Annotated in this window: 2 protein-coding genes and 1 pseudogene; all 3 read left to right on the top strand. The window is 42.0% G+C overall.

Annotated elements, in window-relative coordinates:
* Nucleotides 1-567: 567 nt before the first annotated feature.
* Nucleotides 568-953: pseudogene (locus tag B147_RS33480) on the top strand (heterodisulfide reductase); the annotation flags it as partial.
* Nucleotides 954-1031: 78 nt separating this feature from the next.
* Nucleotides 1032-1370 (top strand): hypothetical protein, encoded by a 339-nt coding sequence (locus B147_RS0108375; RefSeq protein WP_020586761.1) that lies wholly within the window; start codon nt 1032-1034, stop codon nt 1368-1370.
* Between the two features lie 86 nt (nt 1371-1456).
* Nucleotides 1457-1669, top strand: coding sequence for a hypothetical protein (locus B147_RS0108370; protein WP_020586760.1), 213 nt, complete (start codon nt 1457-1459; stop codon nt 1667-1669).
* Nucleotides 1670-1980 lie beyond the last annotated feature (311 nt).

Below are 1980 nucleotides of genomic sequence, written 5' to 3'. Positions count from 1 at the left end.
GTGTCTATTATAATTTTGCGACAAAATAATTTTAGATGTCGCTCCGCCCCCCTGATATCATTGATAATAAATTTTGATGCGTCAGCGCTGATTTTTTTTAAAATAAAATTTCAAAACACGATTTTTTTTGAATACATCATTCAAAAAAAATTGAATGATGACAAACATCACACATCTTTATAAGAGATAAAACATTTCTATGCATCATTTTCAATCTCCAGGCAAAATTGATTCATAACGTCCTTATCTTCAATGAATTACAGAGTAAATGAATTTACTATTTTCTTTTCAACTTCGATAAATCCGTATCAACATCCCATTTTACCATTGCTAATTATAACCATCTTTAATCAAAAATATTGATGATAAATAGTTAAATGCTTTTTTAACGGTTGTATTGAAAATTAAAAGCGGAAGAGATTCAGTGCCGCCTAAAGTTTATACAAAAAAATCTGGGGTTCGGCTGTGGCAATATACCATCTGGCCCTGAGGTTATTTAGTCCCGAAGAAACCAGTCCCGGGTTCTTCCCGGTGGCTCAAAGAGCAGTTGAAGAGGCCGCACAGATAATGGAAAGGTGTTTAAACATAATTAATCAAGTAAAGGGCTCTGTCCTTATTGCAGGGGGGAGGCATTGCCGAAATTCAGGCCGCACTGGATGCGGCAGATTCTGGATTTTACATGTATCTTGTCGAAAAAACCACTGGCATAGGAGGGGCCACGTCACAATTGGACAAAACCTTCCCCACAAACGACTGTGTCATGTGAATTATTTCACTCAAACTGGTCGGGTGCGGTCGGCACTTGAAGATTGAAATTTTAACGCTGTCGGAAATTACGGATGTATCCGGCGAGTTTGGCAATTTAACGGTTAGGGTAAAAAAGGCTCCCAGGTTTGTGAACGAAAAAATGTATTGCCTGTGGTCTTTGCGCTGAAAAATTCCCTAAAAAAGTGATGGTGGCAGCCTACGCCCGAGAACCCATGAACCGGAAAAGGCTACGCAAAAAGCCAAGGCCCAGGTAAAAATGGCCGTTGCAAAGGCAACCCAGAACTTCTCGCTCATGGACATCAAGATCAATATCACCCCTGGGCGGTAAAACCAATACGGCGGAGCGTACCTGGAAAAACGAAGATGCCCAAGCCGCCTTGAAAACATTGATCCAGGATGTTGAGAATTACCAACGCATCCAGGTCATGACCGGCACAACCCTTACCCGGGTATCCGGCTTGGTGGGCAGATTTACCGGAGAACTAACTGCCAGCGATCAGAACATGGACATTGAATTCGATACCTGCATCATCGCTACCGGTACCCATGAAATCCGTCCAAGCCAATACCTTTTAATAAAAATTCCAGGGGGAAGACTTTGATAGGTTTGGGTGCCAAACCCCAAAAAGATCCGGGCTACCCCGACGGTCTGGATTCCGTAATTTTCATCCAGTGAATCATCCAGTGAATGGGATCACGGGATGAAAATCACTCTTACTGCTCACTGGTGTGCCGTATCCATTCCATCCAAAAATCCGTGCGCATGAAAAAGGCTATGCCGGAAAAGGATATCTTTATCCGATACAGGCGGGATAAAAAGCCGGTTGTTTCCAACGAAAACGGCGCGCTTAAGGTCGTGACTTTGACCCGGTATACAGATGCCGGTAAGCATTTGTGCTGATGCGGGTTCTCTTACAACGGCCATTTAACAACACGCTCTTTTATGGACTTGTTCAAATGTTCGTCTTTTGAACATGCTGAATACCCTGGCATCCAACGGTATCAATATCTCATCAATACCAGATCGAAACAGCCTGCTGGAATTCTCAGGTACGCATAACCGGCTGGTTCCATTCATAAAATAAAGAGGACTCCTTTTAAACGATTATCGTTTTTTACTTGAGAGTCTAAAGTTCTTATCGATGAATAGTTGAAAAATGTCAATTTTTATTTTACGTACTCACATTTTAATCAAACAGGCTATAGACAGAG

It is taken from the genome of Desulfobacter curvatus DSM 3379 (genome assembly GCF_000373985.1).
Taxonomy (GTDB): Bacteria; Desulfobacterota; Desulfobacteria; order Desulfobacterales; family Desulfobacteraceae; genus Desulfobacter; species Desulfobacter curvatus.
The sequence above is the reverse complement of the archived record's forward strand: the minus strand, read 5'-3'. Positions and strand labels throughout refer to the sequence as shown.